The 1,031-nt window shown below is 69.4% G+C and carries 1 protein-coding gene; it reads left to right on the top strand.

Annotated elements, in window-relative coordinates; translation table 11 throughout:
* A partial coding sequence (gene xerC / locus RB628_RS40820; RefSeq protein WP_318325696.1) for a tyrosine recombinase XerC occupies positions 1-987 on the top strand: 987 nt, incomplete at its 5' end.
* Positions 988-1,031: the final 44 nt, after the last annotated feature.

The raw sequence follows: 1,031 nt of genomic DNA, 5'->3' as shown, positions 1-1,031 counted from the left end.
CGCTGGGAAGCCGCCGGATACGTCCTCGCCCCCGGCAACACCCGCAAGCGCATCCACGTCTACGGCACCACCCGGAAGGAAGCCCTCGCCAAGCTCACCGAGAAGATCGCCGCCAGCAACCGCGGCGTCCCCGCTCCGTCCGCGCAGGGCAGCGTGGCTGCCCACCTGACGTACTGGCTGGAGGCCGTCGCCGTCCACCAGCTCCGCGAGAACACCCACACCCGCTACACCACCTGCATCAACCGATACCTCGCCCCCGGCCTCGGCAAGAAGAAGCTCGCCAAACTCTCCGCCAAGGACGTCCGCACCTGGCTCAACCAACTCCGCACCACCTGCCAGTGCTGCGCGCGAGGCATCGATACGGGCCGTGATGAGCCCCGTTGCTGCACCGCCGGATCGTGCTGCTCCAAGCGGCTCTCCCCGCTGACGCTGGCGTACATCCACTCCGTGCTCAAATCCGCCCTGGAGCACGCCGTCCGCGAGGAAGAGATCCCGCGCAACGTCGCCCGCAACGTCCGCACCGGCACACCCCGCCCCCGCCGCTTCGAACCCCTCACCACCGACGAAGCCCGCCAACTCCTCACCGCCACGCGCGGACACCGGCTGCACGCCCTGTTCGAACTCGCACTCCACACCGGACTCCGCAAGGGCGAACTCCTCGGCCTCCGCTGGGAAGACCTCAACCTCGACACAGGCACCGCCGCCATCCGCTGCACCCTTCAGCGCACCGCCGCAGGCGGGCTCACCACTATGCCCACCAAGACACGGGCCTCCGAGCGCCGCATCGCCCTTCCCATCCGCTGCGTCCAGTCGCTGAAGCTCCACCACGAGCAGCAGCAGCGTGAGCGCGAGGCCGCGGGCACGACGTGGCTGCACAACGGGCACGTGTTCACCACTGCGCAGGGCCGACCGATCGACCCGACCAACCTCACCCGCGCCTTCATCACGCTCCTCCGCAAGGCCGGCCTCCGCCGCATCCGCTTGTAAGGTCGGCCTGAGGCGCGGTTCTGGCCTTGCGACCAGCCCGTTTC

This window comes from Streptomyces sp. ADMS (assembly GCF_033441795.1).
Classification (GTDB): domain Bacteria; phylum Actinomycetota; class Actinomycetes; order Streptomycetales; family Streptomycetaceae; genus Streptomyces.
Note: the sequence above shows the minus strand (reverse complement) of the source record. Positions and strands in the feature narration are given on the sequence as shown.